Origin of the sequence: Aliiglaciecola lipolytica E3 (assembly GCF_000314975.1) — a bacterium.
GTDB lineage: Bacteria > Pseudomonadota > Gammaproteobacteria > Enterobacterales > Alteromonadaceae > Aliiglaciecola > Aliiglaciecola lipolytica.
The window spans coordinates 159,744-172,650 of record NZ_BAEN01000065.1 but is presented as its reverse complement, the minus strand read 5'-3'; the positions used below and the strand labels follow the sequence as shown (position 1 = coordinate 172,650).

The window sequence follows — 12,907 nt, the reverse complement described above, 5'->3', positions numbered from 1 at the left end:
CCTTTTAAAAGCTCGTTTAAGAGCTAAGCTCGCAGGGATTTCTCACCACGTGCTAAACCACACACTCCTGTTCTAGAAGATTCGATTACTTCAGTTTGAGCCCACATTGCTTGGGCAAAGGCATCGAGCTTTTCACTGGTGCCAGTAACCTGAATCGTGTAGTTTTTAGCGTCTGTATCCACTATCTGCGCACGGAAGATATCCACGGTACGATTCACTTCTGAGCGCACTAGATCGGTTTTAGCAGCTACTTTAATTAGCATCAACTCGCGCTCCACATGAGTCCCATCAGTTAGGTCAGTAACCTTAAGCACATCAATCAGTTTATTCACTTGTTTGGTAATCTGCTCAATGACCTTGTCATCACCGTGAGTCACTATAGTCAAACGCGATAAGCTCGAATCTGTCGTTGGTGCTACACACAATGAATCAACGTTATAACCACGCTGCGAAAACACACCCACGATACGCGAAAGTGAACCAGGCTCGTTTTCCATCAATACAGAGATAATTCTTCTCATCAGGTACGCTCCGTTTTACTTAATCTCATATCATCCATAGCACCGTACTTAATTTGCATGGGATACACATGCTCATTTTGATCTATTGCTATATCCATAAATACTAATCTATCTTTTAATGCAAAACATTTAGCCATAGCATCATCAAGTTCTGAAGGGTGATTTACTTTAATCCCAACATGGCCGTATGCTTCAGCGAGTTTCACAAAATCAGGCATCGAATCCATGTAAGAATGCGAATGACGGCCTTTATAAATCATGTCTTGCCATTGTCTAACCATGCCCAACGCACGATTGTTTAAAGAAATAATCTTTACCGGTAAATTGTATTGCAAACAAGTAGATAGCTCTTGAATATTCATTTGAATACTACCATCCCCTGTCACAACAACAGATATGGCGTCAGGATTTGCCATTTGTACACCCATGGCAGCCGGAAGACCAAAGCCCATGGTGCCTAATCCACCAGAGTTAATCCATCTTCTAGGCTTAGCGAATGGGTAATACAAGGCAGCAAACATTTGGTGTTGCCCAACATCAGAGCTGACATACGCATCGCCATTGGTATGTTTATATAACGCTTCAATCACTTGTTGTGGCTTTATTAATTCATCACTCTTTTGGTAATTTAAACATTGACGTTCACGCCATGAGTTAATTTGTTTCCACCAATCTGCTAATTTTTGTTTTTGACCACTTAAATCTTTTTTACTGATTTGATTCAAAACTTGCTCAACAACTTTGTCGACAGAACCAACTACAGGTACATGTACCGCGACTGTTTTAGATATAGATGCAGGGTCAATATCTACATGAATAATAGTTGCGTGAGGACAAAACTTTTCGACATTGTTAGTCACACGATCATCAAATCTTGCACCGAGCGCAAAAATACAATCAGCATTGTGCATGGTTTTATTTGCTTCGAGAGTCCCATGCATACCTAGCATGCCAACAAACTGCTCATGTACGCTTGAGAAAGCGCCTAGGCCCATCAAAGTTGAAGTAACAGGTGCATTTAGTTTCTCAGCTAACTCTGTTATCAAATCAGAGGCTTCTGACGTAATTGCACCACCACCAACATACAATACTGGACGTTTTGCATTTAGTAGCGTATCGACAGTCTTCTTAATTTGTTTGCTATGCCCTTTTAATGTCGGGTTATAAGAACGCATGGTGACATCTTCAGGATACTCGTATGGATGTTCTTCGAGTACGTTAACCAGATCCTTAGGTAGATCAACGACAACAGGTCCGGGACGACCGGTGTTGGCAATGTAATATGCTTTAGCAATTGCCATAGGAATGTCGATAGCACGTTTTACTAAAAAGCTATGCTTTACAATTGGTCTTGAACAACCAACCATATCCGTTTCCTGAAACGCATCTTCACCAATATGCATTGAAGGCACCTGTCCCGACAATACAACCATAGGAATAGAATCCATATAAGCTGTTGCAATGCCTGTAATGGTGTTAGTTGCACCTGGACCTGACGTAACTAGCACAGTCCCCGTTTTCCCAGTTGATCTTGCATAACCATCAGCCATATGAGCTGCAGCTTGTTCATGGCGGACGAGTACATGCTTGACGTCATCTTGTGCATACAAAGCATCATAAATGTCGAGTACGGCCCCTCCAGGGTAACCGAACACATGTGTAACTCCAGAATCTTTTAGGGCGCGAACTACCATAGCTGCACCTGACATCATTTCCACCAGACATCCTCCTGCGGTTTATTAGTGACTGTTGACTTTTGTAGGGGGGACTATACGTGACAGATTAGGAAGATAAAACAGCAAAAGGGGATAAAGTGAGATATATATCCCAATATAGCAATATTTTAGGATAAACATCCTATTTTTGAGTTATTACAAATCAAAAATAGGATGAATTTACATTTTATTTACAAACTTTTAGGAGTCCATATCCACTTCCAACTCTACATCATCACTCATTGATGCATCGTCGTCATCATTTAGATGAGAAGGTTTGTTGCCGTAGAAACTACCCAATTTGGGCCTACTGATACGTTTTTGGTATTTCAACCAAGCACGTTCAGACACCGTTTCAGGTTCGACTTTACCGAATGCGGAATCAATAAAGTGATGATCATCTTCAGTCTCCGGTGAAATAACACCATCAACCAATGCTGCATATAAAGCACCGTATTGACTTAACGCCTTACTTTCATTAATCGAAAAGTCTCCTGAGCGCGAAAAACCGTACGGGTAATTTTTCACGTCACTGAAGACACGTTTTGTCAAAGAATCTCTTGTAACAATAGCCATGATGGACATCCCAAAACAAATAAATCAATTTTCAGAAACTAATCCCAAATTAGTTCATATAACTTTGCACTAAAACACCATTTAATGCGCCTGTACAAAAGTGATAAATAGAACCAAAATGAGCAACTGTCAATAAAAATTTAATGACAATTTTGTGTCTCTTATTAAATTGTCTCTAATCCGCTACACGTTTGGGTTTGCGGCATAATTTTGAGGCTGAATTTAGTTGCATAAAACACGCCATAAAAAACAATTTTAACGAAATTATTTTTTAGGTATCCATGCCCAAATCATCTCTGCTTCTAATGGGACAATTCCGACGCCGTCAGTAATGGTGACTTTCACACTTACCTCACCTTTATCTTGCTGTTGCATTAAGGTTATTTGCTCATCGGTTAACGAAGCGACAGCTGTAATATCGCCCTGGCTACGTTTCACGTAGTTGAGATTCATATTTTTAATGAGTGGTAGTTTGTTTGCCGGAAGGTTTATTCCAACGATAAAGCCTGTTGCAGACTCTGCGAGCAACGCCATGCTTGCTGCATGTACGGTACCAATATGATTTCGCACTTTGCGACGATTCTTGATTTTAAATGTCACTGTTTTACCGTCTGTATGAACGATATCGACTTTGGCAGTGCCAGCTAATTTAACCAAATGTCGAAACAAACGGGTCATTAAAAAACGACTCAACCAGCTGGGGTATTGGTTTACTTTGTCTACAAACTTTCGCAACGGGCTGTTAACTGGCATAACTCACTTCTCATCTTACTGGTTGGACCAGGCAGTGTGAGGCAAAACCAAGGCAGATTCAAGAACAAAAATGATAGGTTAATGTGTTGTTTCGGAAATACGAAAATAATAATTTGGGCTCACAAGCATGTGAATCCACTTAAAAGATAAATTGATTTTGAGAGATTTGGAGCGGGAAACGAGACTCGAACTCGCGACCCCGACCTTGGCAAGGTCGTGCTCTACCAACTGAGCTATTCCCGCATTTTGGTGGTGGTTGGCATTTCCTATCTGCCTTTTTGTTACCGGTTCATCCTAAACCGGGTGCGCATTGTACAAAAATATTTTAACGAAGCAAGTATTATTTTTAATTAAATTACTAAGCGTTCATATATTAAGCACTTGCTGACGGTAATACACCAATTCTTGAATGGACTCTCTGATATCGTCCAACGCTTGGTGTGTACCTTTTTTATGAAAACCATCCAACACTTCTGGTTTCCAACGTTTAATCAGTTCTTTTAGCGTACTCACATCGATACTACGATAATGAAAATAATTTTCTAAATCGGGCATGTATTTAACTAAAAAGCGACGATCCTGACCGATGGTATTACCGCATAATGGAGAAATACCGGCAGGTACATATTTTTCTAAAAAAGCAATGGTTTGCTTAACCGCGGTATTTTCATCTATATCGCTGGTTCGACAGCGCTCTGTTAAACCTGACTTACCATGCACGTCAATACACCACGCATCCATATTGTCTAAAACATCATTGCTTTGATGAATCGCTAGTACCGGCCCTTCTGCAAGCACATTCAGGTTTTTATCGGTAACAATAGTAGCAATCTCTAAAATAACATCGGTTTCTGGTTCCAGGCCGGTCATTTCTAAGTCTATCCACACCAAATTTTCGTTATCTAATGCCATATTTAAACCTTCTACAGGACACATCTAACCCTAGTTCGACTAGTTTCGTTAACTGCGAATTACGGTTATTTAAATAAATTATTATTAAAATTCTTGCGCTGAAGTTACCATGTATGAGTCTTACGAGCCAACAAAGTAAAAACAAACGTGGCAAAAAAACCAAAATTAACGAAAAAACAGAAGCGTCAAGTTTCGACAAATCGCCAAAAAAGACTTAACACAAACGAGTCTTATCAAAACGATGAGCAACTATCTGATAGCCGCGACGGCACAGTTATCGGTCGTTTCGGAAAACATGCAGATGTGCAGGATGCCTCGGGAGAGGTTACCAAATGCCACATAAGACGCACCATCGGCAGTGTAGTTTGTGGAGACAAAGTGGAATTTCGACCAGGCAAAGATGCCAACGAAGGGGTTAATGGCGTTATCGAACTCGTTCATGACCGAATCTCAGTATTAACTCGTCCAGATTTTTATGACGGTGTAAAACCAATTGCTGCAAATATCGATCAAATCATTATTGTCAGTTCTGTGTTGCCAGCCTTGTCCTTAAATATTATTGACCGCTACTTGGTGGCATCTGAAGACGTGCAAATCAAACCTGTTTTGTTGTTAAATAAGATAGAAATGCTAAATGATGAAGAGCGAAGTTCGGTAGAAGCACAATTGCAAATATACAAAGATATTGGTTATCAAGTATTACTTACCAGTTGTAAAACCGGAGAAGGTATAGCGCAACTCAAGCAAAACTTGTCAGATAAAGTAAGTGTTTTTGTTGGCCAGTCTGGTGTTGGTAAATCTAGCATCGTGAACCAATTACTCCCGGATGCAGACGAAGCTATTGGAGATATTTCTGATAACTCAGGGCTTGGTCAACATACTACTACCGCGGCAAAAATGCTGCATTTTCCGGGTGGCGGGGATTTAATTGATTCTCCAGGAGTTCGAGAGTTCGCTTTGTGGCATTTATCAGTAGAAAAAGTGACGTCAGGATTCATTGAATTTCGAGATTATATAGGCGGCTGCAAATTTCGCGATTGTAAACATTTAGACGATCCCGGCTGCATAATCAGACAAGCAGCGCAAAATGGTGACATATCTATGCAGCGCTATGAGAGCTATCACAAAATACTATCTTCTATGGACGACAATCGGCCCAATCGAGCAATTCCTACCTGATTGTAAGCTTTAGTTTCCAAAACACGTCTACATCCCGCTAAAACGTTGACCTAGAAAGTACCCCATCAAAATGGCATGAGTTAGACCGACTCATTCTCAGACTAATTTTGAAATATGCGATACAATTTATTGGTTTAAATTAAGGAGGCTCCGGTCTTGATCAATTGGTTAAAAATTAAGTTGCAGTACATATTGCCAAAACATCTAGTTTCAAGATTGGTGGGCAAACTTGCCGCCGCTGAAGCAGGTGGACTCACCACTGCACTGATCAAATTTTTTATTAAACAATTTAACGTTGATATGTCGGAAGCTAAATTTTCAGACCCTTCGCACTATCGCACCTTTAATGAGTTCTTCACTAGAGAACTTAAAGACGATGCACGACCGATATGTGAAGATCCTAAAGATTTAGCGATGTCAGTTGATGGTACAGTTAGCCAATTGGGTGATATTGAATTTGATACCGTTTTTCAAGCTAAAGGTCATGACTACAGTTTGACCACATTGCTCGGGGGTAATCCCGATGTTTCCGCACCATTCAAAGATGGTAAGTTCGCCACAATTTATCTTTCACCTAAAGATTATCATCGCATTCATATGCCACTTGACGGTATCTTGACTGACATGATCTATGTCCCAGGGGAATTATTTTCAGTTAACCCACTTACGACTCAAAATGTCCCGGGTTTATTCGCTCGCAATGAACGTGTTGTGTGCGTTTTCGAATCTCAGCATGGCAAATTCGCGATTGTTTTAGTAGGCGCAACGATCGTTGCAAGTATCGAAACGATTTGGGCCGGTACCGTCACGCCACCAGCAGGTAAAAATGTACAGCATTGGCGTTATCCGAAAGATAGTGAAAACACCGTCAGCTTAGCCAAGGGTGAGGAAATGGGACTGTTTAAACTTGGTTCTACCATTGTCGCTTGTTTCGAGCCGGGAATGGTTGAGTTTAACGGGCAGAAAAATGGTGACACAACACGATTAGGTGAAGTTTTCGCCACCTTAAAAGACTAGTCTAGTGCATCCAGTTAAACGAAGCCTATGGTCTTTGCACCTAACGGTAATCTTGTTAGGTGCCACCGCATTAATGTCCAAAATCATACCGTTGTCTGCTACGGATATCACTTTTGGACGTTCCGTAATCGCTTGTATGGTGCTGGCTTTGGTAGTTAAGCTTTCAGGTGCAAGCTTACGACTTAATAACAAAAAAGATTATTTAGTTGCTATTGCCTTAGGCTTGTTGATGTCTTCCCATTGGGTCACTTACTTCGCTGCGATGCAGTATTCATCAGTTTCTGTGGGTATGATTGCGCTGTTCACGTTTCCAGTCATAGCGGTATTACTTGAGCCGTTTTTTGAAGGCATTCGATTAGTTTGGCAGGATGTCGTTAGTGCACTTGTTGTATTTATCGGCATTTTTCTAATTGTGCCAGAAATATCGTTAGAAAATGATGTCACACTTGGCATACTAATAGGCATACTTTCTGCGGTTCTCTACGCCATTAGAAACTTATGTCATCGAAAATACTTTTCACACTATACCGGTGCGCACGCTATGTCATACCAGACTTTAGTGATTCTGGTTAGCTTATTATTTTTCGTATCCGAAGATTTGTTTACTGCCAGCAGTGAAACCTACTTATGGATCATTGTATTGGGGATCTTTTTAACTGCCTTGCCGCACACTCTCATCGCCACTAGTCTTAAACATTTACGCGTAAAAACATTTGCTTTGGTGGCCTGTATGCAACCTTTTTATGGCGTGATTTTGGCAATTATTGTGTTAGATGAAAAGCCTAATTGGCAAACTTTTCTTGGTGGGATACTGGTAATCTCGGCAGCAATCTACGAAACTGTTAATGCCCAAAAACTACATCGCAAATAGTTGTTTTATTCACGCTAGCGATTAACGGATTTTTAGTGTTTATATATGCCCATCGCGGTGCTAGTGCAATGGCACCAGAAAACACAATTTTAGCTTTTGAAACTGCTATTTCCCAAAAGGCAGACGGCATTGAATTTGATGTATTTCAGCATCAAAATGAATTTATTCTTATTCATGACAGGTGGTTACACCGCACCACTAATGGCATTGGCCATATCGAATCCCTTTTGTTAGAACAAATCAGACTCCTCGATGCTGGCTCGGGCCAATCCGTTCCTACGCTCTATGAAGCGCTAAAATGTATTGGACATCAGTGTCAGATAAACATCGAAATGAAAGGGATAAAGGATATTCCGCTTTTGCTCAACTACGTCAACAATGCGTGTCAGCAGTTTTCCATTCCAGCAGACAATATTCTTTATTCGTCATTCGACCACCATTTATTAAAAGCAATCAAATGTATCAAGCCAAACGCTCGAATAGGTGCATTAACCGCTAGTAAACCTATCGACTACGCAGCTTTTGCAGAAGTGTTGGAGGCTGAATATATAAATGCCGATGTGACTTTTGTAGATAAAAACTTTGTCTACGATGCGAAAAGTCGCGGTTTGAAAATGGGTGTTTATACCGTCGATCAGCCGGAAGATTTGTTGAGATTGCAAAGCTGGGGGGTGGATGCAGTATTTTGCAACAATCCACTAAACGCTAAGTTAGCGCTCAGTGAAGGTGTTTAGTAATTCAGTATTAAATGCGCTAGTGAGTTGATTCACAATCGTGACACGCATGGCAACTTTTGCACAAACGAATATTAGCAACATGGGCTGCAACAATGAGAAGTGCACCTAACCCTATCGTAAATGGTTCGTAAGCTTCACCGAACATATCTTTATTCCAATAAATCAAGCCGCCTAAAAGCAAACTGTAAATAGGATATAACTGTCTATGATATCGATAAAAACCTGATAACAGGGCCCAAAACCCAACAATCATGGATAATGTAAGTATGGTTTTCTCAAACCAATCTTGTGCAAAAAAACTGGCGCTTACGTAAGGTACCAAGGGAATAAGAATAGGCAACAGCAAACAATGCAAAGCACAGATACTGGAAGTCCAGATCCCTACTCTATCCATTACTGATTGTTTTTCAGAGCTTGCCATATTGCTTTATAACCCTATAACGTAAATCTTAAAAAAGCTTCGCGATGGTGATTTTCATTCTCACCTAAGGTATTCAAAAATACCCCTGCAAAATTGGAACGTTATAGTATAACATTTCCAATCAAATGCAACTGTTATTAGTTTTTTTTATGACCTTTTTTGCAGAAAATGAAGGGATAAACCTGTAGCCCAGTATTTATTCCAGGAAAGTCACACCGCTCGCGGCTAAAGCCACGACTACAAACAACAAGGTAGCCCGGAATTTATTCCGGGAAAGTCACACCGCTCACGGCTAAAGCCACGACTACAAACAACAAGGTAGCGCGGAATTTATTCTGGGGAAATCATACTGCTCGCGGCTAAAGCCACGACTACAAACAACAAGGTAGCGCGGAATTTATTCTGGGAAAATCACACCGTTCGCGGCCAAAGCCACGAATACGAACCGCAATGTATTGGGGAACTTATTCGGCTAAAAACACATTAGTCGTGGCCAAAGTCAGGGAGCATATTGGGATATTAATCGCCTAATAAATCACGTAATTTTTGCTCGGCAATTTGAGCTGGTGTCAACTCACTATTATCATTACTTGCAGCGACATCACTTTCGGGTTCATCGCCAAACAAAGCAGCCAGTTTAGCTTTCGCTTGTTTTGCCTTATGATCCTGACTTTGCGCAAACTCTTTTCCCGAAACCGAAAAATAGTCACAAAAATTCGCTTTCTCAGTATCACTAACATGTTCAGCGCGAGGTTCATTACACCCTCCGCGCCCGTCATACTCTTTACACATCACACAAACATGCAAATCTGCATTGCAAGCATCACACTCTTCTCTACGCGACATAGGAAAAATAATATTTTCTATTTTGTTGCCACATTTCCAGCAACTTAATACCTTGCTCATTGATGTTGATCGAACATAATCAGATTTCCATCCGGATCTTTGAGAACACAATGTGAAGGACCTGACTGCCCCTGTGTTTTGGTTTCGAGAGAATAGCCACTTTGTTCAATATGTGCCTCTATTGCTCTTACATCTGTGGGGTTAAAAGTGAGGATATTGTCTTCAAACATACCTTCAAATAAACCGATGACAGTTGTGTCTTTTTGCAAAATGAGCCATTTATCTTCGATGCTTCCACACCCCTCATGGGTCTTAAAACCAAGCATTTCATAAAACGACTTCGACTTAGCGATATCCTTGACTGTCAAACTAACTGAAAACTGCCCTAATTCCATATTAACCTCCCCTTTCATTGTTAAGTCTAATCTTTTAGTGTAGCCGCTGTGACTATCGAAAAAGCCATGCCAATCACGAAAACGGTCATAAACATGATTAGTAAATAAAGAAATTCATTTTGCAATAATTCTGAATAGGTTGCTAGTTCGCCTAGTTGGCGCTCAATCACCGCCTGTTCGGCTCCACTTTGACGAATTTGCTGCTCTGAATAAGCTAAATACTGATTTAGAAAATCAGGTTGTAACCAACGAATATATACCCAATTATACAAACCAAAAAATAGCCCACCAATCATGCTTACGCCACTACCTATTTTTAAACCTTGAAAGAACCGCATTGGTTTGCCACCTAAACTTTGTTTGTACTGTTTAGTCGCAAAATAAATGCTGATTGAGCTGAGAATCATGACGCTGTACCCAATTACCTCACTTTTCGCAAAATTTTCTGGTGCTGTCCCCAAGATTAGGTAAGAGATAAAAAAGCCGATTAATAAAACGAGACCATAAATTACGCCGTAACGAATAATATATGTTTTCATAAATCCCCTAGAAAATGCGCGTTAATCTTTCTGGTTTGAACTTTAGTTAGGACAACTATAGTCAGTTATTGGCAGTGAAGAAAGTAGATAACTGGGTGAAAAACGAGTGATTTTTAGGTAGTAACGCGGCCAGCATGTGCGCTCAATAGGTTTCATCGAGCTTTGCTTTTTGTGCAGCCTGCGCTCTATTAACCACGCCCATTTTTTTATAAATATTCTTTAGATGGGATTTTACTGTATTGACCGAAACATGATTTTTATCTGCTATTTGTTGGTTGCTTAACCCTTGCTTTACCCCCTGCAAAATAATAAGTTCCTTGGTGGTTAAAGGCTCTTTTACGGCTTCTATTTCATGCGCATTCTCAGAGTTTAACGAGTGAGTGCTTTTGGTATCTTGATTGTTAAGCCAGCCTAGGCCTGTCGCTATACCAACCAAGACAAAAAACAATGCCACTAAGCCTGTATACAGCTCAATACTGAAACGATAGGAAAATAACTGATATTCGAGGGTTTTAATTAGTATGATCGACAAACTAAGTATGACGCCATAGCGAAGCACTATCGGAGTTTTATTAAAAATATCCTTACACTTTTGCCAGTATCGGCTAGCCATTAGTGGCAACTTTTCTAATTCGACTAAATAACATCACTAACAACATGACGCATGCTCCAGCCAATACCCCTGTTAAACCTTCAATCACGATTGGCGCTATGCTTTGCGCGATACTGCCAACAAATGATTCTATCCAAGCAACAATATCATGCACAATATGATGAATCGTAGGAATGCTATGCACTAATATTCCACCGCCCACTAAAAACATGGCGGCCGTACCTACAATTGCTAATGTTTTCATGAGCATAGGTGCAAACATCAACAACCATCGACCTAATACTCTTTGCACAGCTCTGAAGCTTCCTGATACTGATTTTCGGAGTAAATACAATCCTAAATCATCAAGCTTAACAATGCCTGCAACTAAACCGTAAACTCCCACGGTTATCAATAACGCAAGCCCAGATACAACCGCGAGTTGGGTCATAAAGATTTCGTCTTTTACTGTTCCCAATACAATTACAATAATTTCAGCCGATAAAATAAAATCGGTGCGAATAGCACCTTTAATCTTATCTTTTTCGAGTGCAACTAAATCCACGTTAGGATCTGCTAATGCTTTAATTTTTGCTGCATGTTCAGCATCTCTTTCGACTTTGCTATGGAAGAATTTATGAAATACTTTTTCAAATCCTTCGTAACAAAGATATAAGCCACCGATTACCATTAATACCGTAATTAACATCGGCAGAAACGCGCTGATAGCCAAAGCGGCCGGAACCAAAATAAGCTTATTTAAAAACGAACCTTTGGCCACTGCCCAAACAACCGGTAGTTCTCTATCTGCTTTGACGCCTGAAACTTGCTCCGCATTTAAGGCTAAGTCATCGCCAAGCACACCTGCAGTCTTTTTCGCTGCAACTTTGGAAAGCACAGCAACATCGTCAAGTATAGTGGCGATATCATCAATTAACGCAAGAAGGCTTGTGGCTGCCATTGTAGTTCCTTTTTATGAATTGCAATTACTCAAGTTCGACTGATTTTTGTTGTTCTATTAGGTTTTGATTACCAGCTAAATGCTGAGTTTGCAAAAGTTCACTAATCGTAACCAATTCTACATCCAGTTGTTCTGCTGGCAACAACGCTTTTTGCAAATACTCAATTGTCTGCGGATATGGATGTGCAATACCCACTGCATAACCATACTTTTTAGCTAATCTGATTAAACGTTGAAATTGCGCATCAATTTTTTCGGGGCGATTATCGTTATCTAAGAACACATTGCGCCCAGCACTTAAGACGCCATTTTGTTGAGCTATTTTTAATGCTTTGCTGTAGCGTGTTGTGCGACTATCAACAAAGAAAAGACGATGTTCAATTAAGAATTCCATGGTCACATTCATAGGCAAACTAAGCTGTGTTAATTTACTGCCCATATGATTATTAACCCCAATCGCGTCCGGTACGCTCATTAGCGCTTGAGCTAATGTATGACGTATAGATTCTGGCGACATGTCCGCTGTTAAAGCGCCAGGCCCAAGGCGTTTACCGGCTAATGACTCCATCGGAATATGTAACATTACTTCGCGTTGTTGAGTGGCGGCTTTTTTGGAAAACTTTTGCGACAAGTGCGTTAACGGCAAAATCGAAAATGTTACTTCTTTAGGCAGACTAAAAGCGGCTTCATCTCGTTGAGTGTTTCCCATATCATCGATAATCAGCGCGATTTCTGCGGCACAGACAGGAAGCCCTCCCAAATGGAAAATACTGAAAAGAAGGGTTAGCCTAATTAGCGTTGTTTTTAAGTAATACACAGATTCTTAGTTATTTTTGTTGTATTTATGCAAGTACAGACACTGCGTTGCAACG

The 12,907-nt window shown here is 40.4% G+C and carries 16 protein-coding genes and 1 tRNA gene; 4 read left to right on the top strand and 13 right to left on the bottom strand.

Annotated features, from left to right (window positions below; all coding sequences use genetic code 11):
* Positions 1 to 23 precede the first annotated feature (23 nt).
* From ilvN to orn, 6 genes are all read right to left on the bottom strand, one after another.
* Complete coding sequence (gene ilvN / locus GLIP_RS16970) at positions 24 to 521, bottom strand: acetolactate synthase small subunit (RefSeq protein ID WP_008845909.1); 498 nt, start codon at positions 519 to 521, stop codon at positions 24 to 26.
* The gene (locus tag GLIP_RS16965; protein WP_008845908.1) at positions 521 to 2,239 is read right to left on the bottom strand and encodes an acetolactate synthase 3 large subunit; all 1,719 of its coding nucleotides are present in this window, start codon (positions 2,237 to 2,239) and stop codon (positions 521 to 523) included. Before GLIP_RS16965 ends, ilvN begins: the two co-directional genes overlap by 1 nt.
* Positions 2,240 to 2,437: 198 nt before the next feature.
* On the bottom strand, positions 2,438 to 2,812 hold the full coding sequence (maoP, locus tag GLIP_RS16960) for a DUF413 domain-containing protein (RefSeq protein WP_008845907.1): 375 nt from the start codon (positions 2,810 to 2,812) through the stop codon (positions 2,438 to 2,440).
* A 264-nt stretch (positions 2,813 to 3,076) separates the two neighbouring features.
* On the bottom strand, positions 3,077 to 3,565 hold the full coding sequence (locus GLIP_RS16955; RefSeq protein WP_008845906.1) for a DUF4442 domain-containing protein: 489 nt from the start codon (positions 3,563 to 3,565) through the stop codon (positions 3,077 to 3,079).
* Positions 3,566 to 3,732: 167 nt separating this feature from the next.
* A tRNA-Gly gene (locus tag GLIP_RS16950) sits at positions 3,733 to 3,808 on the bottom strand.
* Between the two features lie 123 nt (positions 3,809 to 3,931).
* Positions 3,932 to 4,477 (bottom strand): oligoribonuclease, encoded by a 546-nt coding sequence (gene orn / locus GLIP_RS16945; RefSeq protein WP_008845905.1) that lies wholly within the window; start codon positions 4,475 to 4,477, stop codon positions 3,932 to 3,934.
* 147 nt (positions 4,478 to 4,624) lie between these two features.
* Here orn and rsgA point away from each other — a divergent pair, with 147 nt between their 5' ends.
* The 4 genes from rsgA to GLIP_RS16925 all read left to right on the top strand — a co-directional run bounded on the left by rsgA (position 4,625) and on the right by GLIP_RS16925 (position 8,278).
* Positions 4,625 to 5,656 (top strand): small ribosomal subunit biogenesis GTPase RsgA, encoded by a 1,032-nt coding sequence (gene rsgA, locus GLIP_RS16940; RefSeq protein ID WP_008845904.1) that lies wholly within the window; start codon positions 4,625 to 4,627, stop codon positions 5,654 to 5,656.
* Positions 5,657 to 5,812: 156 nt separating this feature from the next.
* Entirely contained in the window at positions 5,813 to 6,673 is an 861-nt protein-coding gene (gene asd, locus GLIP_RS16935; RefSeq protein WP_008845903.1) for an archaetidylserine decarboxylase, read from the top strand.
* 4 nt (positions 6,674 to 6,677) lie between these two features.
* Complete coding sequence (locus GLIP_RS16930; RefSeq protein WP_040523327.1) at positions 6,678 to 7,544, top strand: DMT family transporter; 867 nt, start codon at positions 6,678 to 6,680, stop codon at positions 7,542 to 7,544.
* A 35-nt stretch (positions 7,545 to 7,579) separates the two neighbouring features.
* Positions 7,580 to 8,278, top strand: a complete 699-nt coding sequence (locus tag GLIP_RS16925) for a glycerophosphodiester phosphodiesterase (protein WP_008845901.1) — start codon at positions 7,580 to 7,582, stop codon at positions 8,276 to 8,278.
* Positions 8,279 to 8,297: 19 nt separating this feature from the next.
* Here the strand turns inward: GLIP_RS16925 and GLIP_RS16920 are convergent, their stop codons facing one another.
* The 7 genes from GLIP_RS16920 to GLIP_RS16885 all read right to left on the bottom strand — a co-directional run bounded on the left by GLIP_RS16920 (position 8,298) and on the right by GLIP_RS16885 (position 12,852).
* On the bottom strand, positions 8,298 to 8,702 hold the full coding sequence (locus GLIP_RS16920) for a MerC domain-containing protein (protein WP_008845900.1): 405 nt from the start codon (positions 8,700 to 8,702) through the stop codon (positions 8,298 to 8,300).
* A 519-nt stretch (positions 8,703 to 9,221) separates the two neighbouring features.
* Positions 9,222 to 9,608, bottom strand: coding sequence for a hypothetical protein (locus tag GLIP_RS16915; RefSeq protein WP_008845899.1), 387 nt, complete (start codon positions 9,606 to 9,608; stop codon positions 9,222 to 9,224).
* Entirely contained in the window at positions 9,605 to 9,943 is a 339-nt protein-coding gene (locus tag GLIP_RS16905; protein WP_008845898.1) for a VOC family protein, read from the bottom strand. The genes GLIP_RS16915 and GLIP_RS16905 overlap by 4 nt, the downstream gene beginning before the upstream one ends.
* A gap of 26 nt (positions 9,944 to 9,969) precedes the next feature.
* Complete coding sequence (locus GLIP_RS16900; RefSeq protein WP_008845897.1) at positions 9,970 to 10,482, bottom strand: DUF4199 domain-containing protein; 513 nt, start codon at positions 10,480 to 10,482, stop codon at positions 9,970 to 9,972.
* A 142-nt stretch (positions 10,483 to 10,624) separates the two neighbouring features.
* A complete protein-coding gene (locus tag GLIP_RS16895; RefSeq protein ID WP_008845896.1) occupies positions 10,625 to 11,095 on the bottom strand; it encodes a response regulator transcription factor in 471 nt (156 codons plus the stop codon).
* Positions 11,088 to 12,035 carry a DUF808 domain-containing protein gene (locus tag GLIP_RS16890; RefSeq protein WP_008845895.1) on the bottom strand — a complete coding sequence of 316 codons (948 nt, stop codon included), beginning with the start codon at positions 12,033 to 12,035 and terminating at the stop codon, positions 11,088 to 11,090. Before GLIP_RS16890 ends, GLIP_RS16895 begins: the two co-directional genes overlap by 8 nt.
* Positions 12,036 to 12,060: 25 nt before the next feature.
* Positions 12,061 to 12,852 carry a divergent polysaccharide deacetylase family protein gene (locus GLIP_RS16885; protein WP_008845894.1) on the bottom strand — a complete coding sequence of 264 codons (792 nt, stop codon included), beginning with the start codon at positions 12,850 to 12,852 and terminating at the stop codon, positions 12,061 to 12,063.
* Between the last annotated feature and the right edge of the window lie 55 nt (positions 12,853 to 12,907).

Coding starts and splice junctions, on each gene's coding strand:
- orn (WP_008845905.1), bottom strand. CDS start 4,477: ATGGCATTAGATAACGAAAATTTGGTGTGGATAGACTTAGAAATGACC.
- GLIP_RS16890 (WP_008845895.1), bottom strand. CDS start 12,035: ATGGCAGCCACAAGCCTTCTTGCGTTAATTGATGATATCGCCACTATA.
- GLIP_RS16955 (WP_008845906.1), bottom strand. CDS start 3,565: ATGCCAGTTAACAGCCCGTTGCGAAAGTTTGTAGACAAAGTAAACCAA.
- GLIP_RS16900 (WP_008845897.1), bottom strand. CDS start 10,482: ATGAAAACATATATTATTCGTTACGGCGTAATTTATGGTCTCGTTTTA.
- ilvN (WP_008845909.1), bottom strand. CDS start 521: ATGAGAAGAATTATCTCTGTATTGATGGAAAACGAGCCTGGTTCACTT.
- GLIP_RS16905 (WP_008845898.1), bottom strand. CDS start 9,943: ATGGAATTAGGGCAGTTTTCAGTTAGTTTGACAGTCAAGGATATCGCT.
- maoP (WP_008845907.1), bottom strand. CDS start 2,812: ATGGCTATTGTTACAAGAGATTCTTTGACAAAACGTGTCTTCAGTGAC.
- GLIP_RS16915 (WP_008845899.1), bottom strand. CDS start 9,608: ATGAGCAAGGTATTAAGTTGCTGGAAATGTGGCAACAAAATAGAAAAT.
- GLIP_RS16920 (WP_008845900.1), bottom strand. CDS start 8,702: ATGGCAAGCTCTGAAAAACAATCAGTAATGGATAGAGTAGGGATCTGG.
- GLIP_RS16895 (WP_008845896.1), bottom strand. CDS start 11,095: ATGGCTAGCCGATACTGGCAAAAGTGTAAGGATATTTTTAATAAAACT.